The sequence below is a fragment of the Kangiella sp. HZ709 genome (assembly GCF_009674675.1).
In the GTDB taxonomy this organism is placed as follows: Bacteria; Pseudomonadota; Gammaproteobacteria; order Enterobacterales; family Kangiellaceae; genus Kangiella.
The window spans coordinates 1557004-1582662 of the sequence record NZ_WKJC01000001.1; the positions used below are offsets into that span (position 1 = coordinate 1557004).

Consider the following 25659-nt stretch of genomic DNA (forward strand, 5'->3'; position numbering starts at 1 on the left):
GAAATAAAAGTTATCGATACCATGAATAAATAGAGCCTTTCACCAATCATTCGGGCGGCAAGTATAAAGATTTAAGACGCTTTTATCAACCAAAGGAATGCCACAATACTGTTTTTTTTCGTAATGTTTTCAAGTAGGTTGATTAGTTTATCTAATACTACAAAACCTTGTGTTTTATTCTTTCTCAATGCCCAAATGTTGTAGTATTCCATCCAGCTCATCCAAGCTATGGTAATTGATAACCATTTTGCCTTTGCCTTTTGAACCATGTTGTATGTGCACATTAGCGCCGATTTTTTCGCCTAATTGCTGTTCTAGTGCAGATATGTGGTGATCTTTGGCTTTTTTCTCTACTTTTGGCTTAGGATCGTTAATGTTTCGAACCATTTTTTCCGTTTCACGAACGGTTAATCCTTTAGCTACCACAAGTTTTGCTGCTTCTGTCTGTTTTGCTGACTCTAAAGAAAGGAGCGCGCGAGCATGACCCATATCAATATCACCTCGTTCAAGAAGGGTCTTACAGTGTTCAGAGAGCTGCAACAATCTCAGTAAGTTTGTTACTGTAGTTCGGTTTTTACCTACGGCATCTGCTGTTTGCTGTTGGGTCAGTTTGAATTCTTTCATCAAACGATCTAGCGCAAAAGCCTCTTCCATGGCGTTCAGATCTTCGCGCTGAATATTTTCGATAAGTGCCATAGCGATGGCTGCTTCATCAGGAATGTCTTTCAATAAAACTGGAACTTGATGTAAACCAGCTCTTTGTGCAGCTCGCCAGCGACGTTCACCAGCAATAATTTCAAATTTATCTTTTCCAACTTTACGAACAACGATTGGTTGAATCATGCCTTGAGCTTTGATTGATTCAGCCAGCTCGTCTAAACCTTCCTCAGTCATAACGCGGCGCGGCTGATAAACACCGGGCTGTAAAAACTCTATCGGCATTTCACGCAACTCATTTTGCTCAACGGCAGCTTCTTTTTGTGCGCCGCCTTTTTTATTTTTTTTCTGGTTAAGTGCTCCGCCTAATAATGCGTCTAAGCCTTTTCCTAATCCTGGTTTACTCATGATTTTAACTCTGTTGCTTTCTTATTATTTCGCCCGCTAATGCCATATAGGCTTTAGAACCGGTCGACTGCCTGTCATGTAACAATACAGGAACTCCATGACTGGGTGCTTCGGCCAAGCGCACATTTCTTGGAATCACAGTACGATAAACCTTCTCTGGGAAATGATTAAATAATTGGCGCGATACTTCTAAGGACAAACGATTGCGCGGGTCATACATTGTTCGCAAAATACCTTCAATTTCCAAATCTTCATTAACATGTGCTTGCACTTGATTAATAGTATTCAATAAAGCTGACAAACCTTCCAAAGCGTAATACTCACACTGCATTGGAATAATAACAGAGTCAGATGCGACTAACGCATTTAAGGTCAGCATGTTTAAAGAGGGAGGGCAATCAATCAACACATAGTCGTAGTAACCACTTACTTCCTCTATGGCATCCGACAACCTTTGCTCTTTATCCTCGAGTTCCAGTAGGTGAACTTCTGCTGCTGTCAAATCAGCGTTTGAAGGGAGCAGATCAAAGCCCGCTTTTTCTGAAATGGTAATGTGGCTTTTCGCTTCCGATGGATCCATCAAAGAATCATAAACAGAAACTTCCAGTCCCATTTTATCAATACCTGAACCCATGGTGGCATTGCCTTGCGGATCCAAGTCAACCAATAAGACCCGCTTACCCTCTTGGGCAAGCGAAGCTGCCAAATTGACGCTAGTGGTTGTTTTACCGACGCCGCCTTTTTGATTGGTTACAGAAATGACTTTAACTTGTGACACACCGACCTCGAGCTAGTTATTCTTTTGTATATAAATTAAATGGCGTTCTTCAGTCCGATTGGGCAACTTTATCGTCTCAGTACGACAAACTTCCATACCTTTTGGCAAAGCGACTATCTCTTCCGTCGGATATACACCTTTCATTGCTAGCCATTGGCCGCCCACCGCTAATAGGTGTTGAGTCCAAGTGACCATATCCTCTATCGAGGCAAAAGCACGCGAAAGAATGCAAGCATACCCCGAATGATAATCAAAGTCTTGCACTCTTGAATGGATCACATCGACATTTTTTAAACCCAAGTCATAAACCACTTGTTTCAAAAAACGTGTTTTCTTAGAGTTCGTATCCAACAAACTAAACACTTTATGAGGGTTTAAAATAGCCAAAGGAATCCCAGGTAAACCACCGCCGGTTCCTACATCGATTAAACTATCGAAGGGCTCTATAAAAGGCGAAATTGAAACCGAATCCAACAAATGTAAATCCAAAGCTTCTTGTTCGTTGGTGATTGCAGTTAGATTAAAAGCTTTGTTCCACTTTAGAAGAGAAGTTAAATAAGAAAGCAGTTTTTCTGACTTCTCAAGATCTACTTTTATTCCAAGCTTATTACACTTACTAATGAATTCTTGTTGTAAAACCGAGTTTTTTGGATCCATTTTATTTATCGTTATCGTCGTCTTTTTTCTTTTTAGATCCAGCAATGGCTACAAACGCACCAATAAAAACCACCATTAACGCAATCATTACACCTGTATTCATAATTTGCCTCTTATTTTAAGCGCTTTTTAAATGCTTTCTTTTCTTCAAATAAACCAACAACAATGAAATTGCAGCAGGCGTAACGCCAGAAATTCGGCTAGCTTGACCAATAGTTTCAGGTTTAATATTGGCGAGCTTTTGCGCCACTTCATTAGATAAACCTTTTACTTGAGTGTAGTCCATATCTAAAGGCAAGCTGGTGTTTTCGTTTCTTTGATTACGTTCCACTTCATCTTTTTGACGATCAATATAACCTGCGTATTTAACTCGAATTTCAACTTGCTCTGCAACTTTAGAGTCGCTTACCGCTTCACCCATTTCAGGCAATTCCATTAAGGTTTGATAGCTTAAATCTGGTCGACGTAATAACTCTTGAACCTTGTAAGCGCGACTGATGGGATCTTTTATCTGTTGATTTAAGGCTTTCGCTGCAGCACTGTCTGGGCGTATCACCAAGGATGCCAAGCGGTTCGATTCTTTTTCAATAGATTCCATTTTTTCGCTAAAGGCTGACCAGCGAGGATCGTCCACCAACCCTAATTCACGACCTTTTTCAGTTAACCGTGAATCGGCATTATCTTCTCGCAATATTAATCGGTATTCCGCGCGAGAAGTAAACATGCGATAAGGCTCTTGAGTCCCGCGAGTAATTAAGTCGTCAATTAAAACTCCAATATAAGCTTCATCACGACGCGGTGACCATGAATCTTTACCTTGCGACTGCAATGCAGCATTCATTCCCGCAATTAAACCTTGGGCACCTGCTTCTTCATAACCTGTAGTACCGTTGATTTGCCCTGCAAAATATAAACCTTGGACAAACTTAGTTTCTAGAGAAGCTTTTAAATCTCTTGGATCGAAATAGTCATATTCAATGGCATAACCTGGACGGGTAATGTGAGCACTTTCAAATCCTTTAATAGAGCGCACCAAATCCATTTGTACATCAAACGGTAAACTAGTCGAAATGCCATTCGGGTATAATTCATCAGAATTTAAACCTTCTGGCTCTACAAAAATTTGGTGGCTGTTTTTATCCGCAAAACGAACAATTTTATCTTCAATGGAGGGGCAATAACGCGGACCCACACCTTCGATCACGCCAGAATACATAGGCGAACGATCTAATCCTCCACGGATCACATCGTGAGTTCGCTCATTAGTGTGAGTAATCCAGCAGCTAATTTGTTCTGGATGATCAGAAGCTTTACCCATAAAAGAAAAGGTGGGTACTGGTGTATCGCCAGGTTGCTCTTGCATCACCGAAAAATCAACAGACTTTGCATCAATTCTTGGTGGGGTGCCTGTTTTTAAACGGTCTACTCTAAAAGGTAATGCACGCAAGCGCTCGGCCAAAGCAATCGAAGGTGGATCGCCTGCGCGGCCTCCAGAGTGATTTTCTAAGCCAATGTGAATTTTTCCACCAAGGAAAGTACCTACTGTAAGCACTACCGACTCGGCATAAAACTCCAAACCCATTTGAGTTTTAACGCCGGTTACTTTTTGCTGGTCACCTTTACCATCGACAATAAGATCCACCACGGCGTTTTGAAAAATTTGTAGATTTTCTTGGCTTTCCAACATGTTGCGAATAGCCGCTTTGTATAAAGCTCTATCAGCTTGGCCACGAGTTGCGCGAACCGCTGGGCCTTTTGAGGCGTTTAATGTTCTAAACTGAATACCGCCAAGATCTATCGCTTTCGCCATGGCACCGCCAAGCGCATCGATTTCCTTAACCAGATGACCTTTTCCGATACCGCCAATCGCCGGGTTGCAAGACATTTGACCAAGTGTATCGACGTTATGAGTTAACAATAAAGTCTTCACACCCATGCGTGCCGACGCCAACGCAGCTTCTGTGCCAGCATGACCGCCGCCTACAATAATGACAGAATACTTTTCTGGGTATTTCATGACTTTAATAACCGTTTAACTCAAACAAACTAACTCGCTTTACTTTAATTGCTGAACCTAATCATAATGCGAATTTTTCAAGGGTCAGCGATCATACCGGCATTTGACTATCTTTTGAACAACTTTTTACCTAAATTTTTAGTCTTTTCTAGCTATCAAACAGGCACTTTTCTCTATAAAATCAAATCTTTATATCCGCAACTCTATTTAATGGACAATTCTAGGCCTCAAGCTACTCCAAACCTTATTCAAGCATTAAGCTTATTGCTCATTGTTTTTTTACTGATGTTGCTTTTTTCAGCCTTAATATTAATGGCCTTAGGAGTTGATAAAGCTACTTTAGACAATCCCAATGGCAACCATTTAGCTATCACTATTGTTGGTTCCATGCTATTGAGTTATTCAACCTTGTTTTACATTAGCAATCGTTATTTACGTCAGTGCTTCCTTAAACAGCTTAACACAGGTCTTTCTTCGTTTTCGCTAGCAATACTCCTTGGCTTGTTGACTGCGCTTTTGGTGCTTCAATTACAAGCATGGTTTCCCGCCCCTGATTCCATTCAAACGAGTATAAGCCAAGCCCTCAACAGCGAACTCTGGGCAATTAGTTTAGTTTTTATTGGCGTCATCATTATTGCTCCGATAGGTGAGGAGTATCTCTTTCGAGGGGTTTTATTTGATAGTCTTAATAAAAAGTGGGGGCTGCCAACCGCTACAGCTTTGTCTTCTGTTATTTTTACTTTATTTCATTTATTTGAATACCATCAATATTGGGTCGCTTGGTTTGCGGTATTTTGTTTGGCTGTAATGCTTGCAATCCTTCGCCATACGAGCCAATCTATGCTCAACCCGATTGCTATGCATGCGACTTACAACGCAACTTTATTAATAATTGGGTCGAACTAAAGGAGTTTAGCGTGAAATTTTTTATTCGTTTTTTTATTTTCATTTTAGTCATCGGCGTTGCTGCATATGGTTATGCCTGGTACAAAAATAAGCAAACTATCGACGGAATTATAGTTGCTAATGGCGGTAGCTACAGCTCAACTTATATCGATATTAATGGCGACAGTGTTACCAAAGGAATTAGTTTTCCAATTCCAGGTTTATCTAAACCTATAACGGTTGGTGAAGTCCGTACTGGTACTGGTAGCATTTTGACCAACATTAAAGTTGGCAAAGCTTTAGGTAGCCAAGATTTAGAGTCATTACCTAAACATTTTGATATTTATTTCAATTTCGACAGAGCTAAACTGCCATTTGATCCAGTAATGGATAACGTGGCCAACCAAGAAAGCAATTTTTACAGTAACCTAACTTTCGCAGGCTGTGGTACTCGAAATGATTTATCCTACAGCGATCTGCAAGCAGCTGGAATCAACGCTCTAGAAAGTGACGCACGGATTAAACTGACTGTTGATAGTAGTGCCAATAAAGCGTTTGCTGATATCTATATACTTATTGATAAATTTAATACCACTAAATTTAATTTAACCTTTAATAGCTTTAACTTTAATAACCCGCTAGGAATCACTGTTGGCGGCGGCTCTTTAGAGCTAGCTGACAATGGTATTCAAAGAGAAATTAATACGCTATGTGCGAACGAAATGGTATTAACTGAAAAACAGTATACCGAACGTCATATTTCTCATGTAAAGCATATGCTATTTAAGGAAAATATTTTCTTAAGCCCAGAGTTTTATACACTGTATGAAAAATACCACGGCAACCCTCGTTCTATTAAATTAAACTTCCAACCTACCGATAGCTTACAACCATTAAGTTTAATGAGTGCTACTCCTAGCCGTTTAGCCCGCTTATTAAATGCCAGCGTATCTCTCAACGATCAGACAGTAACACCGCTATTTGGTAACCGCCCAGATCCATCGGAGCTACCTCAACTTGATGTTGTAACCCCAGAAGAAGTTACTGTAAAAACTATTCTAGGTTTGAAGGTTCAAGATACTTCTGTCTCTAGTATTGGAAATTATGTGGGTTACGATTGTTATTTTGATTATCGCGGTAAAGCATATAAAGGTGAAATTCGTTCTGTTCGCGGCTCTACTGCTAATATCCGCTATGCAATTTCTACAGGAAACTATGTAGAGAAACCCTTTCGTATCAATGATATTTCAAACCTACGAGTTCGTAGAGAGCAGCTACAGCCAACAGAGTAATTTATTCTTCCTTTTTAAAAACCCGCTATATGCGGGTTTTTTACACTCTTTATCTTTTGTCTTACAAAAATTCTTATTAATTATGGTAAAGTTTTAATACTAATAGAGTTTTTGGGGGAATATATATGCGCTGGAAAGGTAGAGAAGGTAGTCGCAACATCACTGATAGACGCGGTAAAACTATGAAACGTGGTGCTGGTATTGGTGTTGGCGGTATTGTCATGGCGCTGGTTGCCATTTTTGTTTTTAATGAAGATCCTATGCGTGCTTTGAGTGGTGTTCTTGGTAACCAGGGGCAAGCACAGACTCAAACAAATACCGAATACAAGCCTAGCGCTCAAGAACAAGAAGTTGCTCAGTTCGTTTCCGTGGTTCTAAGAGATACTGAAGTTACTTGGAATAACTTATTCCGACAAGCTAATAGCCAATACAAAGAACCTGGTTTAACTTTATACTCTAACTCAACCCCAACCGCGTGCGGTACTGGGCGCTCGGCATCAGGTCCTTTTTATTGTCCAGCTGATCAAGAAATCTATTTGGATTTAAGTTTTTTAAATGAACTAAAAAATATGGGAGCTTCTGGCGATTTTGCTTTAGCTTATGTTATTGCGCATGAAGTGGGGCATCATATCCAAACAATTACCGGAACTTCTAAAAACGTACGCCAAATGCAAGCGCGTTCCAGCAGTAAAGCACAATCTAATGATCTTCAAGTAAGAATGGAGTTACAAGCCGATTGCTTAGCTGGCGTTTGGGCGCACCACAACGAAAAGCGCACCGGGACGCTAGAGCGTGGCGATATTCAAGAAGCAATGCAAGCTGCAGCCTCGGTCGGTGATGATACGATTATGAAAAGAGCGGGAATCCCGCCCCGCAAAGAAAACTTTACTCATGGCTCATCAGAACAACGAATGCAGTGGTTTAATCAAGGCTTAAGAAGCGGTGATTACAACAAATGCGATACCGGAATTTAAGTTAGCTTTATAACAAAAAAAGGAGCTTTTAGCTCCTTTTTTATTAATTCAAACGTTGTGCTGGTGTTGATTCTGGCCAGTAATCATCAGCTTTTTTAATAAAGCCTGGAATATCTTTACTCCACTTTTCTTGAACACCTTTATTGTAATTTAGGTATAAGCGATCATCTACAATTTTCCAAGCTTCTGGGTCGGTATTCGCAACATGTTTATGTGCTAAAGCATAAGCACAATAACCACCATATTGCGGCGCATACTTCTCTGGGTTTTGTTTAAACAGAACTAAATTTTCTTTACTTGAAAAATACCAATCGGCATTATTCCAATTAGTTGTATATTCTTTAGCACCCTTAACAGGTTTACTCTCCGTAAAGTATGCAACTGTATCATAACCCCGAATAGCACCTTCATCAGTTGAGAAGTAAGCTGACGAAGAAAAGAATCCGACATAGTAGAGCACTCCAGCAAAAGCAACAGCCCCGCCTAAAATCAAAAACAAAACCCACTTTAAAATCTTACTGTTTATCATTACTCTGTGCCTTCAATATATTATTAAGATGAAATATAGCTTCAACATTAAGATTATTCTCAAGAGCTTTTGTTACACAAGAGTTATCAGAGCCAGCTAAAGCCGTGTGAAGTATATGCTGCCCATATAAATAGTAATTCAAATATTCAGTTATATAATGCTGCTCCAAATTCTCATTGCTATCACCATGCGATGCTATGTTTTTATTCTTCTTTAATACAGACATTCCTAAAGCGCCATTACAAGAAGTTTTATCACCTCCTTTAAAGCATGCGATATACTCTTTGACTTCGCAAATCTTCATAGCCTCTTTAAAAGCTATGTTAGAGCTTTTTTTCTTAATCTGTTCAACGTTCACCGATGGGACTGTTTTACAGCCTGACAGAAAAAATATTAGCAATAAAATTTTCTTAAGCATTTTATTTTCCTATACAAAAACTACTAAAAATTCTTCCCAATAAATCATCGGCAGTAAACTCCCCGGTAATTTCTGCTAATGAATTCTGCGCTTGCCTCAATTCATCTGCTAACAGCTCACCTGCATTAAAAGAGACTAGCTGCTGCTTACCTTTTTTACAAAAATCTAACGCTTTTTCTATCGCATCAAGGTGGCGCCTTCTAGCTAAAAAGGTACCTTCTGAAGATTGGTTATAACCCACAATTTCTTTTAATTGTGTTTTGAGCTCATCAATTCCTGTTCCGTGTTTTGCACTGATTGGAACAACTTTATAACTTTCATTTGAAACCAATGACTGCTTCTTGCTCAGGTCAATTTTATTAGCAACGACTAACAACTTATCTTTAAACTGCTCAAACTTTGAAAAGCTAGGATCAATTTCACTTGGGTTAAAATTGGTGACTTCATTCGAATCTGCAACCAAAATTAATTGATCGGCTTTTTCTATTTCACTCCAGGCTCGTTCAATACCAATCTGCTCAACCTTATCATTACTTTCCCGAAGTCCTGCCGTATCAATAATATGCAATGGCATTCCATCAATGTGAATATATTCGCGCAAAACATCTCGTGTAGTTCCCGCTATTTCTGTGACAATTGCAGCTTCTTTTCCTGCTAAAGCGTTAAGCAAACTTGATTTACCTGCATTCGGTTTTCCAGCGATTACTACCGTCATCCCTTCTCTTAATATGGCACCCTGCTGAGCTTCTTGTTGTAACTTTTCTATCGAGCTTAATATAGCGTTTAGATCGGTTAAAACTTTGCCATCGGATAAAAAATCTATTTCTTCTTCAGGAAAGTCTATTGCAGCTTCTACATAAATTCTTAAAGCTATTAACTCTTCTACTAGGCCATTAACTTTTGCGGAGAATTCACCCTGTAACGATCTTACCGCGGAACGCGCTGCTTGCTCTGAAGTGGATTCAATTAAATCAGCAATCGCTTCAGCTTGAGCTAAATCAAGTTTATCATTTAAAAAAGCACGTTCAGAGAACTCTCCAGGTTTTGCCAAGCGCACACCCAGTTTTAGTAACTCTTTTAATAGAATATCCAAAACTACAGGGCCACCATGACCTTGCAACTCTAAAACATCTTCTCCAGTAAATGAGTTTGGCGCTTTAAAGAAAATAGCGATCCCTTGATCGACCACTTGATCCTTGTCGTCATAGAAAGGCAGATAGCTGGCATCTCGAACTTTTAACTCTGTTTTTAAAAGTGTTTTGGCAATGCTGGAAGAGAGCTTTCCTGAGATACGAATAATGCCAACGCCACCTCGGCCAGGTGGCGTTGCAATAGCCGCTATAGTGTCTTTAAGTGACACAAATAATTCCTAATTATTTCTTCTTCTTTTTATTCTTACCTAAGGCTTCGTCTTTTTCAATTTTCTTATTCACATATTGCTGTTGCGCAATTGAAATTAAGTTATTGCATAACCAGTAAAGCACTAGACCTGCAGGGAAGAACAACATAAAGACTGTAAAAAATACCGGTAGATACTGGAACATTTTTTGTTGCATTGGATCCATTGTTGGTGATGTCGGTTGCATTTTTTGCATTAAATACATACTCGCACCCATTAATAATGGCAATACAAAGTAGGGATCCTGTACCGATAAATCTTGGATCCAACCAAAGAATGGCGCATGACGCAGTTCAACCGCCTCAAACAGTACATAATACAAGGCGATAAAAATCGGAAACTGCAATAACATCGGTAAACAACCACCGAAAGGATTACTGCCTTCTTCCTTATACATTTTCATCATTTCTTGTTGCATACGCTGCTTATCATCGCCATAACGTTCTTTCAGGCGTTGCATTTTTGGTTGCATTTTGCGCATTGCATGAGCTGATTTGTACTGCTTTTTAGATAACGGATATAAAATGGTCTTTACAGTAATGGTTACCATAATGATCGCCAAACCCCAATTGGCTAAAAAACCGTAAAAGAAATTCAACAATTTATATAAAGGAATACCTATCCACCAAACCCATGACAAATCCATGGTTTTGTTCAAACCAGGTGCAGCAGCTTCTAATTGCTCTAGTAGTTTAGGGCCAACGTATAGAGAAGCCTTAATTGTTTGAGTTGTTTTAGATGGAACACTTACTGTTGGCTCAACGAATTGAATTTTTGCATTTTTATTATCCAATATTTTGGCGTTAATACTTACGTTTGAGCTTTGTTGTGGGATCCAAGCAGCTACAAAGTAATGCTGAATAAAGCCTACCCAGCCACCTTGACGTGAAACGCTTACTTCTTCTTCTGCTAAATCTTCGAAACTTACTTTCTCGTAAACTTCATCTTCTGGAGAATAAGCCATACCTAAAAATGGACTCATTCCTAAAGCACCTTTATCTTCCAGGCCAGTTTCTTGTTGATCGCGTACAATCTCAGCTATAAAGTTATAGGTTCGATCGTTATCCGATTGATTATTGATCAGATATTCAAGCTCAACTAAATAGCTGCCACGCTCAAATGTGAACGTCTTTAAAAAGCTTGTGCCGGCTTGATTTTGCCAACGCAAAGGAACCATCAACTTTTCTTGACTATCTCCAAGTTGGAATGACATTTGATCGACATTATAACTTGCTCTTGGTAATTGATTATCAGGTGCGCCATTACCTAACAAAGCACTTTTTGCTTGATATACGCGATCCCTATAATCAAATAAAACTACCTTTTGTTCTGATTCATTTTGTCTCAGGTTATAGTTCAGGGTTTCAGCGTAAACTAAATCACCACCAACCGGATCAATTTGATACTTCATTAAATCCGTAGTAACTGTAATCAACTGATCTTTAGCTACTGATTGGTTAGAGGTTAAAGCAGCACTTTCCACTGGCGCTGTCTTCACTGGTTTTGGCGCATAATCCTTTTGCCATGCTTGATAAAGTAAAAAGCTAAGAATGGCGAAAGCCAAGAACAAAAAACCGCGTTTTGATTCCAACATGGTAAATCTCTTTTAAGTCATTAATTATCTGTTATTTACTGCTCGATGCTTGTTTTCTATCTTGTGGTTCAGGAACTGGATCGCAACCTCCTTCACAGCCAGGGTGACACCTGGCCAATCGTTTCACCGTTAACCAAGACCCTTTGCAGGCGCCATGCTTTTCCAAAGCCTCAATGGAGTAATTGGAGCAAGTAGGGGCAAATCGGCATTGATTGCCAATTAAAGGGCTTAAAGTTAGTTGATACAATCGAACTAATTTTATCAGTAACCAGCGCATCGCTTTGAAATTTTTTTCCACAAGCCAGCAAGCTGCTCGAATAATACCTGATTCGTCTGTTCGCTACTAGCACGACGAGCCAAGATCACACAATCTATTGCCGGAAGCGCTTGGTTCGAAGTTCTAAAGCTTTCTCGAGTTAATCGTTTGATGCGATTACGCTCAACAGCCAAGCGGACATTCTTCTTAGCGACAATAATACCTAACCTTGGAAAATCTAATGAATTAGTGCAAGCCAGAAGAGTAAAGTGTTTACTAGAGGCTTTTACTGGATCGGAGAAAACTTGCTTGTATTGTTTTGCAGTGAGTAATCGATAGTCAGCAGTAAACCTCTCGTCGGGTTCAAGCTTAAGATCACTCACTGTAAAACAATGAAATACTGTAGATAGTAAATCGAATTAAGCGCTTAAACGCTTACGACCCTTAGCACGTCGACGATTTAAAATTGCACGGCCATTTTTTGTAGCCATACGAGCACGGAAACCATGAGTGCGTTTACGTTTGATATTACTTGGTTGAAATGTTCTTTTCATCGGGATAACCCATTCTGTTAATAACTTAAAACCTAAATAACTTAGGTCATTTCACAAGGACGCGGAATTTTATAGTAAATAGACCTACTGATCAAGCGTTAAAACCGATAAATATAGGCTTTTTTCTCATCTATTTTGAGCTTTATCTAACCCTATAATTCAAGCTTTATGAACATCTAGTATCTTAAAAAAAAATTAATACTAGATGTAGTATTCAAACCTTACACACCCTTGCCTGTGGATAAGGTCATGTTAGTTGTAATTCTAAATTAATCAAGTTTTTCTTTCTATTTACCGATTTTATTCTGAATTTACTCCATTCAACCTAAAATAGTTGTGTTTTTATACGAAACAAACAATATTTTAAATAGATAGCTCTATAATATATATAAGTTCTTTTAAAGATCTTATGTTTATTATTAATAAGCATCTTTCCTGTGTATAAGTGATTTAATTCATTTTAAATCAAACTCTTGAGGGAATGAAAAGTAGGTTAAAAACCCTGGTTTAATCTTGTGTTGAAAACTTTGATAAGTCGGTTTTTTGTATCTTTCGTTCGATTATTAACAGTTTAACGATGAATTTATAATTAACTTACCCACAATGTTATCATTTTAGAGGTTTACCCTGGTTTTGATTTGTTTTTAAACATATTGGTTATATATTTTTTTTGAGCGATATTTCATAGAAAGTAAAAATAAATGCGATTGCTTGTGGATTATTTTAGTAAACCGATCTAGACTAGCTTTCAGTTTGATCAGTTAGTGATCAAAGAATACTCGGTTATTGGCTTTATAACTAAAAAACCAAAAATAACATTACCATCAGCCCCTTAAGTGACAACTATGAGTGCAGCGAACACACACTGGAGTGATTGTCTTCAAAAGCTTCAGTCGGAATTATCCGCTACTGAATTTAATACTTGGATCAAACCTTTACGGGTGGAAGAATCCGATAGTGAAATTAGTTTATTTGCGCCTAATCCTTTTTTTGTAGATTGGATCCGTCAACAGTATTTCGGCCAAATCAATGAATACTTAGCCGACACTGGTAACAGCAATAAGCAGGTTTCTTTAAAAGTAGGCTCTAGCCCTGCCATTACTCAAACAGTAACGCCAGCCAGTGTGGCAAAAGTTTCTCGTTCTAGCTCAAATTCCAATAAATTTCAGGATTCAGGCCTTTTTCAGCACAACAACTTGAACCCGAAATTTATTTTCTCCAAATTTGTTGAAGGTAAATCTAACCAACTAGCTCGTGCTGCAGCTCAGCAAGTCGTTGAGAATCCTGGTGTGGTTTATAATCCTTTGTTTATTTATGGAGGTGTAGGCTTAGGTAAGACCCACTTGATGCACTCAATTGGTAACTCCATACTTGAGCAAAAGCCTGATGCTAAGATTATTTATCTTCACTCTGAGCGCTTTATGGCGAATATGGTTAAAGCGTTACAAACGAACAGTATGGAAAAGTTTAAGAACTTTTATCGCTCGCTGGATGCTTTGTTAATCGATGATATTCAATTTTTTGCGAACAAAGGCAGAACTCAGGAAGAGTTTTTTCATACTTTCAATACGCTGATTGAAAATAACAAACAAGTGATCATGACTTGTGATCGCTACCCCAAAGAAGTCGAAGGATTAGAGGATCGTTTGAAGTCTCGTTTTGGTTGGGGCTTAACCGTAGCTGTGGAACCACCAGAGCTTGAAACTCGTGTAGCTATTCTTATGAGCAAAGCGTCGGTTTCAAATATTGAGTTACCACATGAGGTGGCCTTTTTTATTGCCAAACGTATACGTTCTAACGTCCGGGAACTGGAAGGCGCCTTAAAGCGTGTCATTGCTAATGCACAGTTTACCGGCCGTGCTATCACCATTGATTTTGTAAAAGATGCATTGAAAGATCTCATTGCGGCACAAGACAAGATGATTTCGATTGAAAATATTCAAAAAACTGTCGCTAGCTATTACAAGATCAAAGTTTCTGAGCTATTATCACAAAGACGAAGTCGCTCTATCGCTCGCCCTAGGCAAATGGCGATGGCTTTAGCTAAACATCTTACTAGTCATAGTTTACCTGAAATTGGGGAAGCTTTCGGCGGTAGAGATCATACGACGGTCCTACATGCTTGTCGTAAGATTAATGAGCTTAAAGGAGAGAGCATTGACATCGAAGAAGATTTTTCAAATCTACTAAGAACATTATCCAGTTAACAATAAAGGCCATAACTGTTATTGATAAAAGCTATGGCTAAATAAGGTATTTATATGCGCTTTAGTATCCAACGTGAGCAACTGTTAAACCCGCTTCAATTGATCAGTGGTGCAGTTGAAAAACGTCAAACGCTCCCTATTCTATCCAATGTTTTAATGGTTGTTGAAGATAGTAAGCTCTCACTAACTGCAACCGATTTAGAGTTGGAATTAAAAACTGAAGTGATGCTTGAAGGTGAGTTTGAATCAGGAGAAATTACCGTACCAGCGCGTAAATTATTGGATATTGTTAAGAGCTTTGCCAACGAAGAGTTGATTGGCATTCAAATGGGTGAATCGAGAATTACACTAAAAACACCTTCTAGTCGTTTCAGTTTATCCACTATGCCGGCAGCAGAATTTCCCAACGTTGACGAAACTGCTAGCTTGGTTAATTTGGATTTGCAGCAAACTTTACTTAAAGGCTTAATAGAAAAAACTCAATTTGCTATGGCGCAACAAGACGTTCGTTATTATCTTAATGGAATGTTGTTTGAGTTTAATAATAATCAATTAACTACGGTAGCAACCGATGGTCATCGCTTAGCGTTATCTCGCGAAACGGTTGAGGTTGATCTCGATGATAAAGTCAGTGCCATTATTCCACGTAAAGGTGTTATGGAATTAGCTCGACTGTTAGACCATTCTGATGAAACTGTTTCGATAGCTTTAGGTTCAAACCACATTAAAGTGACTTGCCCAAGCTATAGCTTTACATCTAAGTTAGTCGATGGCCGCTTCCCTGAATACAACAAGGTATTACCTCGTAACGGCGACAAAGTTGTGCTGGTCGATAGGGAGCTAATCAAAGACTGTTTGTCCCGTGCGTCTATTCTATGCAATGAAAAATTCCGTGGCGTGCGTTTTATGCTATCTAACGAGCAGGTAAAGTTGCATGCTAATAACCCTGAACAAGAAGAAGCAGAAGTGGAATTCAGCGTAGACTACACAGGTCAAGATTTAGAAATTGGTTTTAATGTCAGTTATATGATCGATGTTATGAACACCATTAAAACACCGCAAGTCAAAATGACCTTCATTGATGCGAATTCATCAAGCTTAATTGAAGAAGTCGATGGCGGCGAAAGCTTGTATGTTGTTATGCCAATGCGTCTTTAATTTTCCTAAAGCCTAACATTCCTAAGTTCGGATCATGCAGATCCAATCACTAAACATTAAGCAGCTTCGTAATATCCGAAGCTGCCAGCTTAACTTCTCAGACGGCCTCAATATTTTCTACGGACAAAATGGCGCTGGTAAAAGCAGCTTGCTAGAGGCTATTTACACTTTAGGTAATGGTCGTTCCTTTCGAACTGCCAGACATGCCAAAGTCATAACCGATAACACTGATGCTTTTACCTTGTTTGCCAGCTTCACTGAGAATGCCAACAATCGAAAAATTGGCTTAATGCGCGAGCGCAGTGGCGATATCCAGATTAAGATCGATGGCGAAAAAGTCACTAAGCTCAGCGAACTGAGCAAGTCATTACCTATGCAAATATTGGCTCCTGAACAATACGAGCTGCTAACTCGCGGGCCGAGCGGGCGAAGAAAGCTTTTGGATTGGGGGGTGTTCCACGTGGAACATAGTTTCTTATATGATTGGCACAGAGCCTTGAAAGTACTCAAACAAAGAAACCAAGCTCTAAAGCAAAGTCATGGTAAGTCTTATGAGGTTATTAAATCCTGGGACTCGCAGCTAGTTCCATTATCCTATGCGATTCAAGAAAAGCGTAAAGATTACCTATTTGCCTTAGAGCCTATTTACCAAAAGATACTGAAGCAGTTCTTACCTCAGCTCGAGTCTTCTTTTTACTTGTATCCTGGTTGGAAGTCAGACGAATCGCTGGAGGTTATATTAGAACGACAGTTCGGTGTTGATGTTAAAACTGGGTTCACCCATTCTAGTATACAAAAGGCAGATTTAAGGATTTTAATTAATGGTAAGGCTGCGGCTGAACAATTATCCCGCGGTCAACAGAAATTAGTAACAATAGCTTTGAAGCTTTCTCAATTGAAGTTGATGCAACAATTGAAGCAGGTTAATCCTGTTTTCTTGCTGGATGATATAGGTGCGGAGCTTGATATCAATCATCAAAAAATACTGTTAGACTTTCTTGCCAATCAACCAGAAAATCAGCAAATATTTATCACTTCGGTGCATTTAGATCCCCTCAAAAGGTTGATAAAAGGGTATAATAAGGCAAAGGTGTTCCACGTGGAACATGGCGCTATTGCGGAAGTAGATAGCTCTGAAAATAACAATAGTGAAAATTGATAACAACCATAATAAAACTAGCTGTTTTTTTTGATTGGCTAGTGCAATAGATTAAAACAACAGATTATATTAATAGGAATAGACAATGTCAGAAGAGACCAATTACGACTCCTCGAGTATTAAAGTTCTTAAAGGTTTAGATGCAGTACGCAAACGCCCCGGTATGTATATCGGTGACACCGATGACGGTACTGGCTTACACCATATGGTGTTTGAGGTAGTTGATAACTCTATCGATGAGGCGTTAGCTGGCTATTGTTCTGACATCATTGTGACCATTCATCCTGATGAGTCAGTTTCGGTCAAAGATAATGGCCGCGGTATTCCTACAGAAATTCATGAAGAAGAGGGTCGTTCTGCTGCTGAGGTTATTCTTACAGTGTTACACGCTGGCGGTAAATTTGATGACAATTCCTACAAAGTTTCCGGCGGTTTACACGGTGTGGGTGTTTCAGTGGTTAATGCTTTATCAGTAGAATTAAAACTAATCATTCGCCGTGAAGGCAAGCGCCATGAACAGCTGTATGTGCATGGTGAACCACAAGAGCCGTTAAAAGTCGTTGGCGATGCTAAAACAACAGGTACCGAAGTTCGCTTTAAGCCGAGTGAAGAGACATTTACTAATATTAAATTCCACTACGATATTTTAGCAAAACGCTTAAGAGAGCTGTCTTTCCTGAATTCAGGGGTAAGTATTCAGTTAATTGATGAGCGCTCTGGTCAGCAAGAGCATTTCAAATATGATGGCGGTATTAGTGCTTTCGTTGCCTTTATCAATGAAAAGAAAACACCGATCCATGAGAAAGTATTCCACTTTACCCAAGAACGTGAAGATGGCATTACGGTAGAAGTTTCAATGCAATGGAATGATTCATTCCAAGAGAATATTTATTGCTTTACTAATAATATCCCGCAGCGAGATGGTGGTACTCACCTAGCAGGGTTTAAAGGCGCTTTGACCAGAAGTTTGAATAACTTTATGGAAACAGAGGGTTATAACAAGAAAGGTAAAGTTCAAACTACTGGCGATGATGCGCGAGAAGGTTTGGCAGCAGTCGTTTCGGTTAAAGTACCGGATCCAAAGTTTAGCTCTCAAACCAAAGACAAGTTGGTTTCTAGTGAAGTTAAAACGGCAGTAGAGCAGGCTATGGGGGAGCACTTAAAGGATTTCTTATTGGAAAACCCACAGGATGCTAAGACTGTTATTAACAAGATGATTGACGCATCTAGAGCGCGAGAAGCAGCACGAAAAGCTCGTGAGATGACCCGTCGTAAGGGTGCGCTGGATATCGCGGGCTTACCGGGCAAACTGGCAGACTGCCAGGAAAAAGATCCTGCATTATCAGAACTTTATATTGTGGAGGGTGACTCTGCGGGTGGTTCCGCCAAGCAAGGGCGTGATCGTAAGAACCAAGCGATTTTGCCGCTTAAAGGTAAGATCTTAAATGTTGAGAAAGCGCGTTTCGACAAGATGTTATCTTCACAAGAGGTGGGCACCTTAATTACTGCTTTAGGTTGTGGTATTGGCCGTGAAGAGTTTGATCCTGATAAAACCCGTTATCATCGCATCATCATTATGACTGATGCGGATGTGGATGGTGCTCACATTAGAACGTTATTGTTGACCTTCTTCTACAGGCAGGTTCCTGAATTAATAGAGCGAGGTTACGTTTATATTGCTCAGCCACCTTTGTATAAGATTAAGAAAGGTAAGCAAGAACAATACCTTAAAGATGATGAAGCGTTAGAGCAATATTTGACGCAGTTGGCGCTTACTAACACGGAGCTTTATATTAATAAGGAGTCTCCAGCCATTTCAGGTCCTGGTCTTGAAAAATTGGTTACTGATTACCGTTTAGTAAAAGGCACTATTCGACGCCTATCTCGACTGTATCCAGCTCAGATTTTAGATCAACTGATATACCATGAAAAACTAGTTGCAGACGATTTAACCAATGAATCTAAAGTTACCGTTTGGACGGAAAAGCTAGGAGAATTATTAAATACAGATAACCGTTCAGGGGCTGTTCGTTATGAGTTAAACGTGCGTAAAGATAATGAGTTAGATCATTATTTGCCGCATATCAAGATGATTAATCACGGGGTTGAAAGTGATTACTTACTCTCTACAGACTTCTTTAATTCTCATGATTATAGAAAAATCACTAGTTTGGGTGAAGAGCTTTCGGATCTGTTGCAAGAAGGCGCTTATGTGCAACGTGGAGAAAAAATCCAGGAAATATCGAGTTTCAACCAAGCGCTGGATTGGCTTATGAATGAAGCTCGTCGTGGACAGCATATCCAGCGTTATAAAGGTTTGGGTGAGATGAACCCTGATCAATTGTGGGAGACCACTATGGACCCTGAAACACGCCGTATGCTGCAAGTAACTATTGAAGATGCGGTTGGCGCTGATCAGTTATTCACCACGCTGATGGGTGATCAAGTAGAGCCAAGGCGTGAGTTTATTGAGTCTAACGCCTTGTCTGTAGCGAATTTGGACGTATAAACTTATTCAGTAATTATCAGCTGTTCTTTGTAGCTTTGTAATTTTGCAGTATCCTCATCATTGAGTTGAGGGTACTGTAAATTCAATTGCAATAGATTGTCACGAATTACTTCGCACACCATATGCCTCATTAAAGGTTTGTTATCTGCCGGTATAGCATACCAGGGTGCCCATGGCTTTGAGGTTGTATTTAAGACTTTTTGGTATGCTTCTTGATATTTATCCCACAAAGCACTTTCAGCTAAATCAGAATCAGAAAATTTCCAGTTCTTCTTCGGGTTTTCAATCCGTGATAAAAAGCGGCGATGCTGCTCTTCACGTGAAACATTCAGGAAGAACTTTAAAACAATAGTGCCATTTCTTGCTAAATGCTTTTCATGATCGATGATAGACTCGTAGCGATCATTCCAGAATTTGTTCATAGCAGCGTTATCGGAAATATTAGGCTGATAAGGTAGTCTTTGACCAGCTAGATACTCAGGATGTACTTTGACCACAAGAACTTCTTCATAATAACTACGATTAAAAACACCAATTCGACCACGCTCAGGAAGGGATTTAGCTGTACGCCACAAAAAATCGTGATCTAGTTCTTCTTTAGAGGGTTGTTTGAAGCTAAACGCCTGACATCCTGCTGGATCGATACCTTTAAGTACGGCTCGAATGGTTGAGTCTTTCCCAGCCGCATCCATTGCTTGAAACACCAATAAAACGGAAAACTGATTGTGGGCGTATAGCAATCGTTGTAAGTCGTCGAGATCTTTCTGATCTTGACGCAAATCTTGCTTAATATCTTTTTCAGTTTTACTGCTTGAAATCGATGTTGTAGATTGCTTTAAAGAAAATGAGCCATCAGTAGGAACTAAAAAAGGATGATCAATAGTATTGAACATAGCGATTAACATTATTCGAATAATAAGCTATGAAATCATAAAAACTTGAACAAAATCAAACATTTTACAAAATTTAAACTAACTGGCTTGCAGCGCTAATGAAAAAGAGTAGTATTAAATTAGTTTCATTCATTACTAAAGAGGATAAAAGAATGTCAGTAGCACGCGTAACGGAAATTATTTCAGATTCTAAAAAAAGCTTTGAAGATGCTGTTGTTAAAGGTGTTAAACGCGCCAACAAAACTTTAGACAACGTAAAGTCGGCGTGGGTAAAAGATCAGCAGGCTGTCATCGAAGATGGTGAAGTGGTTGGTTTCCGTGTAGTTATGAAGATTACATTTATACTAAAATAGTTAGTTTTTGGTATTATTGAAAAAGGAGCTGTTTAGCTCCTTTTTTGGGTGAAGTGTTTGTCAGTTCTATTTTCCACCAAGTAAGCCGCCCAAAATTCCACGAACTAATTTACGACCAATACCCGATGAAACTGTTCGAATTAGGGTTTTTACAAAAGTCTCCGAATTGGTTTGTCGTTTTGAGCCAGTGCGTTTTTTCTTGGCAGCTGCTTTAGCTTTTTCTTCAGCTTCGCGACGCTTTTTGGCTTCTTTCATTTCGCGATCTTGTCGCTCTTGTAATTTCTTTTCTTTATCTAATAAAACTTCATAGGCAGACTCTCTATCGACTGATTTATCATAAAGACCAGCGACGGGAGATGACTGACGAACTTTTTTGCGCTCCTTTGCGTTCAGCGGCCCTATGCGAGACTCTGGTGGGCAAATAAGAGTTTGCTCTACTATAGAGGGGCGTCCTTTTTCATCTAAAACGGAGACCAATGCTTCTCCAACGCCTAAAGTTGTGATCAACTCTTCAGAGTCAAGTTTTGGATTCGGCCTGAAAGTTTCTGCAGCAGTTTTAACGGCTTTAAAATCTTTGGGAGTGAATGCACGCAGAGCGTGCTGAATGCGATTACCTAATTGACCTAAAACGCCTTCAGGGATATCAGTGGGATGTTGCGTGATAAAGAAAACGCCAACACCTTTTGAGCGTATGAGTCGAACCACTTGTTCAATACGTTCTAATAAAGCTTTAGGAGCTTTTTTAAATAACAAATGAGCTTCATCAAAGAAAAAGACTAAACGGGGTTTGTCTGGATCACCAACTTCTTCCAGCTCTTCAAATAGTTCAGAAAGCATCCAAAGTAAGAAAGTCGAATAGATACGCGGATTCAGCATTAACTCTTTAGAGTGCAAAATATTGATCAAGCCTTTTCCAGTATGATCAATACGCATCATATCGCGGATATCTAAAGCGGGCTCGCCAAAGAATTGATCTCCCCCAGCATTTTCTAAAACCAGTAGTTTACGGACTATTGCGGCAACTGATTGAGGAGAAACATTGCCGTACTCACGCATGATCTCTTTACGATTGTCTGCAACCCAGTTCAACATAGCGCGAACATCTTTTATATCGAGGAGCAATAAACCTTGTTCATCAGCGATATCAAATGCAATATGCAGTACACCTTCTTGGGTGTCATTAAGCTCCAAAAGATTGGCTAGAAGGATAGGACCCATCTCAGAAATGGTAGTTCTTACTGGGTGGCCATGTTTTCCGAAAACATCCCAAAAAATAACGGGATTAGTATCTGCTTCATAGTCCTTAATACCAATCTTTTCAATTCGTTCATCAATTTTTGGATGAGGGTTCGCTTTAGCTGCAACACCTGAGAGATCACCTTTAACATCGGCTGTAAAGACAGGCACGCCCATTTTGGAGAAGCCTTCTGCTAACACTTGCAGCGTTACGGTTTTACCGGTACCGGTAGCACCAGCAATTAAGCCGTGACGATTCGCCATCTTTGGGTTGAGCTGAATGTGCTTTTGTTCTGGGTTGCCGCCAATCAGTAGCATGGGTATTCCATCGATATTTATTTGTATCAAGATTAACTTAAGATGCCAAAAACGCAAGCGTAGAACATAAGAAAAGCGTAAAAGACTATAAAATAGCTACCGCTGGATTGGAGTAAAGTGATATTAGCCATATAATAAATCCATCTGATTGAAGTGAGTATTGAAATGAAAAGAGTTATCGCGGTATTAATCATACTAATGTTTGCCACTGCTTGTGAAACGGTCAAGTTAGGTGCGTTAGAGCAATTAGGCTTTGAAAAAAGAGATGTTTTAGTAAGTCGTATCGAAAAAGCTAGAGATGCACAACTTGACGCCAAAGAACAATTTGAGTCAGCGCTGCAAGAATTTCAAAGTGTGGTCAAGTTTAATGGCGGCGAGTTAGAAAAAACTTATAATCGGTTAAATGAACAATACGAAGTTAGCAAAGAAAGCGCTGAAGATGTGACCAAAAGAATCGACAGCGTTGAATATGTTGCTGAAAAGTTATTTCAAGAGTGGGGAGAAGAATTAAACCAGTATTCTAATCCCGAATTGAAAAGAAAAAGTCAGGTTCAGCTCTATGAAACTCGCCGTCAGTATGCAGGCTTGATAAGCGCAATGCGCAAAGCTGAAAATTCAATAAAACCAGTATTAACAGTATTTAATGATCAGGTTTTATTTTTAAAGCATAACCTCAATGCCCGAGCCATTGCCTCTTTAAAGGATGAGCTTTCAGGGATTGAATCGAATGTTGCAAGTTTGATTCAAGAAATGAACCTATCGATTGATGAAGCTAATCGTTTCATTAAAAATATGGAAAGTTAAAAATTGAAGTATAGAGGACTTTAATTAGTCCTCTAAAGACGATACTTTTTTCTCTAATGCTTCTAGCTTTTCACGAGTGCGCTCAAGCACTTTGGTTTGAGCGTCGAACTCTTCACGGGTGACTAAATCCATTTTGGCTAAGCCAGACTGTAAAGCCTGCTTAAATTGCTTGCCAAGATCATCACCAGCATTTTTTAGGCTTTCAGGGACTAAGCTGGAAAGTTTAGTAGCAAGTTCATCAATTGTTTTTGAATCAATCATCATAAAATCCTATGAAGAATAAATAGCTAAAATAAGGGTTTTGAAAACGCTAAATGCAAAACCGCCATAACTGAACCTAAGGCCAGTAAAAAGAAGAGCACTTGTTTATTTTTGGCTTGAGCTTTGAAAGTGAATATCCCAAAGGCAATGTAAGCAACAATAAACACAAGTTTTAAGGTGACCCAATTAAAAATAGCGGGGTATTGTGAGCTCATAACCATTAATGTAATACCGCTAGCCAATAAAATGGTATCAATAATATGTGGAAGAATTTTCACCGGCTTCTTAGCTAACAATTGACTGTTGCTGAAAAGCCAAATGCCACGCAGCACAAATCCTAAGATGCTGATAATTGCCAATGTCATATGTAAGTGTTTAAGGCCTAGGTACATGGTTTACCTCGAGTTGGTTTTTATTTTGATAAGCTTCAAAACTGTTAAGTAATGATTCAAGCTGATCTTGAGGCACTTCAACCTTAAAATCAACTTGTGCAGAAAAATCGAGTTGTTTTATATCCGCTTGATGTTCTTTTAACAGGTATTCAATTTGTGGCTGAAGATCATAAGCGCATTGCAAACATAAAGCTTCCGTAAAGACTCTTTCCTGAGTAGGTAACGACTCAAGCGCGAGTTTGACGCCACCCCCATAGGCGCGTGCCAAACCGCCGGTACCTAATTTGGTACCGCCATAATAACGGGTGACTATAGTACAAATATCACCAATATCCCCGTATTTCAGCACGTTCAGCATTGGCATGCCGGCCGTACCGCTAGGTTCACCATCGTCAGAGCACGCCATCAGGGTAGTACTTTTAGGGTTGGCTACTATATAAGACCAGCAATGATGAGTAGCATCTGGCTCGACTTGATTAAGGTGCTTGATAAAAGATTTAGCAGTTGAGACTTCAGGTGCAAAAATTACCCTAGTAATAAAACGACTACCTTTGATGATCTCTTCAACTTGAAAAGGGGATTCGATACCAAAGTGTTGCTTCGGTACCGAATAATTGGAGGTTTTTGCCATGGGTATTATTCTGGCAGGAATTCACGAGTAAGGTTGCGATGTCCTGAAGCGGTTACCAAAATATCATCTTCAATGCGGATACCACCAAAAGGCATAAAGCTTTCGATCTTAGACCAGTTCATGCTAGCGGCATGCTCGCTATTTTTGAGATCGCCTAATAAAGAGTCAATAAAATATAAACCAGGCTCTATCGTCAGTATTTGACCTGCTTCCATGGTTCGAGTATTTCTTAAAAATGGATATTCGGCAGGTGGCGGTGCTGTGTCGCCCTCAATATTGGCTTGGTGTCCGCCAACATCATGTACTTGTAGACCAATTTGATGACCTAAGCCATGAGGAAAGAAAGTACTGGTAACACCGGCCTCAACCATAGACTCTGGAGACATGCTAGATAAACCATATTTTGCTAAAAGCTTTGCTACGTCAAAGTGATAGCGGGCATGTAAATCAATGTAAGAGTCACCCGGCTTCACTTTCTCGTTTAAAGCCATTTGTGCGGTGTTCACATCTTGGATCAGTTCTGCAAACTCATTATCTTCCTTAGCATAAGTTCGAGTGATGTCTGCGGCATAACCATTATAGCGAGCGCCGGCGTCAATCAAGAAAGAGCGATGTTCAGAAGGGCTTTTAGCTTCATAGTTTACATAATGCAAAATCGAAGCATGTTCATTTAAACCGACAATTGAGCTGTAAGGTAACTCACTTTCATTTTGTCCAACTGCTAACTGATAAGCTAAATGGATCTCAAGCTCAGAGCCATTGTTATAAAACATTTCTTTAGCGGCTAAATGACCGGCAGCGGCCATTTGATTAGCACGGGAAGAGCATTCAATTTCGTAACTGGTTTTGCGAGCTCTATGCCAATTGATCTCGTGGATTAACCCCATTGGGTTGATGGCGTCAAAATCGTCATCTTGATAAGGAGCAACCATTTCGCCAATAAAGGCGATATTGCCATTGGAAGGCATATAACCTCGTACCTCATCTTTTTGACGCATCATTTTGATGTCAAAGTGCTCAACCCAGTAACCTTCAGGATCACCAGCAACAAGGTGCCAAAAATCAATCGGCTGGTAAAAACATAAAACTGGCTTCTTGCCAGGAGTTAAGATTAGGCAGCTGTCATGGATGTTCGGTAGAGGGACAAAACTTAAGAAGTGGAAGTTAGCCTTAAAAGGATATTTATTATCATCCAGAAAAACCTCAAGCAATGAGCCTGCAGGTATAAGCAGGTGATCAAAGCCGTGTTTTTGCATCGCCTGAAAATAGCGATCGGTAATAACTTCTATATGGTTACTGAATAATGTTTGCATCCGCAAA

The 25659-nt window shown here is 39.5% G+C and carries 26 protein-coding genes; 9 read left to right on the forward strand and 17 right to left on the reverse strand.

All coding sequences use genetic code 11. The features are described 5' to 3' along the window. Positions 1 to 174: 174 nt before the first annotated feature. From GJS41_RS07280 to mnmG, 4 genes are all read right to left on the reverse strand, one after another. Complete coding sequence (locus GJS41_RS07280) at positions 175 to 1065, reverse strand: ParB/RepB/Spo0J family partition protein (protein WP_154246621.1); 891 nt, start codon at positions 1063 to 1065, stop codon at positions 175 to 177. Positions 1066 to 1069: 4 nt separating this feature from the next. Then, the gene (locus GJS41_RS07285) at positions 1070 to 1843 is read right to left on the reverse strand and encodes a ParA family protein (protein WP_370515651.1); all 774 of its coding nucleotides are present in this window, start codon (positions 1841 to 1843) and stop codon (positions 1070 to 1072) included. Positions 1844 to 1855: 12 nt separating this feature from the next. Then, the gene (rsmG, locus tag GJS41_RS07290; RefSeq protein WP_154246622.1) at positions 1856 to 2500 is read right to left on the reverse strand and encodes a 16S rRNA (guanine(527)-N(7))-methyltransferase RsmG; all 645 of its coding nucleotides are present in this window, start codon (positions 2498 to 2500) and stop codon (positions 1856 to 1858) included. Positions 2501 to 2618: 118 nt separating this feature from the next. Next, positions 2619 to 4517, reverse strand: coding sequence for a tRNA uridine-5-carboxymethylaminomethyl(34) synthesis enzyme MnmG (gene mnmG / locus GJS41_RS07295; RefSeq protein WP_154246623.1), 1899 nt, complete (start codon positions 4515 to 4517; stop codon positions 2619 to 2621). Between the two features lie 264 nt (positions 4518 to 4781). Between mnmG and GJS41_RS07300 the strand changes: the two genes are divergently transcribed. The 3 genes from GJS41_RS07300 to GJS41_RS07310 all read left to right on the forward strand — a co-directional run bounded on the left by GJS41_RS07300 (position 4782) and on the right by GJS41_RS07310 (position 7668). Next, entirely contained in the window at positions 4782 to 5423 is a 642-nt protein-coding gene (locus tag GJS41_RS07300) for a CPBP family intramembrane glutamic endopeptidase (protein WP_195758354.1), read from the forward strand. 11 nt (positions 5424 to 5434) lie between these two features. Continuing rightward, the gene (locus tag GJS41_RS07305) at positions 5435 to 6694 is read left to right on the forward strand and encodes a hypothetical protein (protein WP_154246625.1); all 1260 of its coding nucleotides are present in this window, start codon (positions 5435 to 5437) and stop codon (positions 6692 to 6694) included. 125 nt (positions 6695 to 6819) lie between these two features. After that, positions 6820 to 7668 carry a neutral zinc metallopeptidase gene (locus GJS41_RS07310; RefSeq protein ID WP_154246626.1) on the forward strand — a complete coding sequence of 283 codons (849 nt, stop codon included), beginning with the start codon at positions 6820 to 6822 and terminating at the stop codon, positions 7666 to 7668. Between the two features lie 43 nt (positions 7669 to 7711). Here the strand turns inward: GJS41_RS07310 and GJS41_RS07315 are convergent, their stop codons facing one another. From GJS41_RS07315 to rpmH, 7 genes are read right to left on the reverse strand one after another with little or no spacing between them, the layout of a single operon-like run. Next, entirely contained in the window at positions 7712 to 8197 is a 486-nt protein-coding gene (locus tag GJS41_RS07315) for a YHS domain-containing (seleno)protein (protein WP_154246627.1), read from the reverse strand. Continuing rightward, entirely contained in the window at positions 8184 to 8615 is a 432-nt protein-coding gene (locus GJS41_RS07320) for a hypothetical protein (protein ID WP_154246628.1), read from the reverse strand. Before GJS41_RS07320 ends, GJS41_RS07315 begins: the two co-directional genes overlap by 14 nt. A gap of 1 nt (position 8616) precedes the next feature. After that, the gene (gene mnmE, locus GJS41_RS07325) at positions 8617 to 9975 is read right to left on the reverse strand and encodes a tRNA uridine-5-carboxymethylaminomethyl(34) synthesis GTPase MnmE (protein ID WP_370515652.1); all 1359 of its coding nucleotides are present in this window, start codon (positions 9973 to 9975) and stop codon (positions 8617 to 8619) included. Positions 9976 to 9988: 13 nt separating this feature from the next. After that, complete coding sequence (gene yidC / locus GJS41_RS07330) at positions 9989 to 11608, reverse strand: membrane protein insertase YidC (protein WP_227551267.1); 1620 nt, start codon at positions 11606 to 11608, stop codon at positions 9989 to 9991. Positions 11609 to 11639: 31 nt separating this feature from the next. Continuing rightward, positions 11640 to 11885 (reverse strand): membrane protein insertion efficiency factor YidD, encoded by a 246-nt coding sequence (gene yidD, locus GJS41_RS07335; RefSeq protein ID WP_154247020.1) that lies wholly within the window; start codon positions 11883 to 11885, stop codon positions 11640 to 11642. Next, positions 11870 to 12247, reverse strand: coding sequence for a ribonuclease P protein component (gene rnpA, locus GJS41_RS07340; protein WP_370515653.1), 378 nt, complete (start codon positions 12245 to 12247; stop codon positions 11870 to 11872). The genes yidD and rnpA overlap by 16 nt, the downstream gene beginning before the upstream one ends. 36 nt (positions 12248 to 12283) lie before the next feature. After that, positions 12284 to 12418, reverse strand: a complete 135-nt coding sequence (gene rpmH, locus GJS41_RS07345; RefSeq protein WP_154246629.1) for a 50S ribosomal protein L34 — start codon at positions 12416 to 12418, stop codon at positions 12284 to 12286. 845 nt (positions 12419 to 13263) lie between these two features. Here rpmH and dnaA point away from each other — a divergent pair. From dnaA to gyrB, 4 genes are all read left to right on the forward strand, one after another. Beyond that, complete coding sequence (dnaA, locus tag GJS41_RS07350; RefSeq protein WP_154246630.1) at positions 13264 to 14625, forward strand: chromosomal replication initiator protein DnaA; 1362 nt, start codon at positions 13264 to 13266, stop codon at positions 14623 to 14625. 54 nt (positions 14626 to 14679) lie between these two features. Further along, a complete protein-coding gene (gene dnaN / locus GJS41_RS07355; RefSeq protein WP_154246631.1) occupies positions 14680 to 15783 on the forward strand; it encodes a DNA polymerase III subunit beta in 1104 nt (367 codons plus the stop codon). A gap of 34 nt (positions 15784 to 15817) precedes the next feature. Then, entirely contained in the window at positions 15818 to 16942 is a 1125-nt protein-coding gene (gene recF / locus GJS41_RS07360) for a DNA replication/repair protein RecF (RefSeq protein ID WP_154246632.1), read from the forward strand. An 85-nt stretch (positions 16943 to 17027) separates the two neighbouring features. Continuing rightward, entirely contained in the window at positions 17028 to 19451 is a 2424-nt protein-coding gene (gene gyrB, locus GJS41_RS07365) for a DNA topoisomerase (ATP-hydrolyzing) subunit B (RefSeq protein WP_154246633.1), read from the forward strand. Positions 19452 to 19453: 2 nt separating this feature from the next. Here the strand turns inward: gyrB and GJS41_RS07370 are convergent, their stop codons facing one another. After that, on the reverse strand, positions 19454 to 20344 hold the full coding sequence (locus GJS41_RS07370) for a PPK2 family polyphosphate kinase (protein WP_154246634.1): 891 nt from the start codon (positions 20342 to 20344) through the stop codon (positions 19454 to 19456). Between the two features lie 152 nt (positions 20345 to 20496). Here GJS41_RS07370 and GJS41_RS07375 point away from each other — a divergent pair, with 152 nt between their 5' ends. After that, positions 20497 to 20697: a dodecin family protein gene (locus tag GJS41_RS07375; protein WP_154246635.1), complete on the forward strand. Its 201-nt coding sequence runs from the start codon at positions 20497 to 20499 to the stop codon at positions 20695 to 20697. 66 nt (positions 20698 to 20763) lie between these two features. Here GJS41_RS07375 and GJS41_RS07380 read toward each other — a convergent pair whose 3' ends face one another. Next, complete coding sequence (locus GJS41_RS07380; protein ID WP_154246636.1) at positions 20764 to 22251, reverse strand: helicase HerA-like domain-containing protein; 1488 nt, start codon at positions 22249 to 22251, stop codon at positions 20764 to 20766. Positions 22252 to 22416: 165 nt separating this feature from the next. On the opposite strand from GJS41_RS07380, the gene GJS41_RS07385 reads away from it, so the two are divergent. After that, positions 22417 to 23055 (forward strand): DUF2959 domain-containing protein, encoded by a 639-nt coding sequence (locus tag GJS41_RS07385; RefSeq protein ID WP_154246637.1) that lies wholly within the window; start codon positions 22417 to 22419, stop codon positions 23053 to 23055. Between the two features lie 24 nt (positions 23056 to 23079). Here GJS41_RS07385 and GJS41_RS07390 read toward each other — a convergent pair whose 3' ends face one another. The 4 genes from GJS41_RS07390 to pepQ are packed head-to-tail and all read right to left on the reverse strand — an operon-like array spanning position 23080 to position 25652. Further along, positions 23080 to 23316, reverse strand: coding sequence for an accessory factor UbiK family protein (locus GJS41_RS07390; protein WP_154246638.1), 237 nt, complete (start codon positions 23314 to 23316; stop codon positions 23080 to 23082). A gap of 26 nt (positions 23317 to 23342) precedes the next feature. Continuing rightward, a complete protein-coding gene (locus tag GJS41_RS07395; protein ID WP_255473420.1) occupies positions 23343 to 23681 on the reverse strand; it encodes a SirB2 family protein in 339 nt (112 codons plus the stop codon). A gap of 10 nt (positions 23682 to 23691) precedes the next feature. Then, positions 23692 to 24339 carry a YigZ family protein gene (locus tag GJS41_RS07400; RefSeq protein WP_154246640.1) on the reverse strand — a complete coding sequence of 216 codons (648 nt, stop codon included), beginning with the start codon at positions 24337 to 24339 and terminating at the stop codon, positions 23692 to 23694. A gap of 5 nt (positions 24340 to 24344) precedes the next feature. Next, positions 24345 to 25652 (reverse strand): Xaa-Pro dipeptidase, encoded by a 1308-nt coding sequence (gene pepQ, locus GJS41_RS07405; RefSeq protein ID WP_154246641.1) that lies wholly within the window; start codon positions 25650 to 25652, stop codon positions 24345 to 24347. Positions 25653 to 25659 lie beyond the last annotated feature (7 nt).